Source organism: Chromohalobacter sp. HP20-39, from assembly GCF_033052815.1.
Lineage (GTDB): Bacteria > Pseudomonadota > Gammaproteobacteria > Pseudomonadales > Halomonadaceae > Chromohalobacter.
The window spans coordinates 1-236 of record NZ_JAWHTP010001163.1 but is presented as its reverse complement, the minus strand read 5'-3'; the positions used below and the strand labels follow the sequence as shown (position 1 = coordinate 236).

General features: G+C 62.7%; 1 protein-coding gene. It reads right to left on the bottom strand.

Translation table 11 applies throughout. The annotated features are described in order from the left end of the window. Window positions 1-236: hypothetical protein (locus RVY79_RS21550; RefSeq protein ID WP_317466661.1), on the bottom strand; the 236-nt coding region annotated here is incomplete at both ends.

Genomic DNA, 236 nt, shown 5'->3' with positions numbered 1-236 from the left:
GCGCCGAGGGGAACGGTGCATTCACCGAGGGATCGATGACCACCCGTACGTTGTAAGTGCGAGCAATCCAGTCGGCAACGTCGGCAAGCGTACTGATGCGGTCCCGTGCGTCGTTGTACGACACGGGCTTGTTGAAGAGTTCCGGTTGCGGCTTGGTCGCCTTGACCTTCTCGCCAAGAAGCCATGCCCCCTCATGGATCTGGAAGACCGGGCGGCTGCTCGGGGCAGCGTCGAGC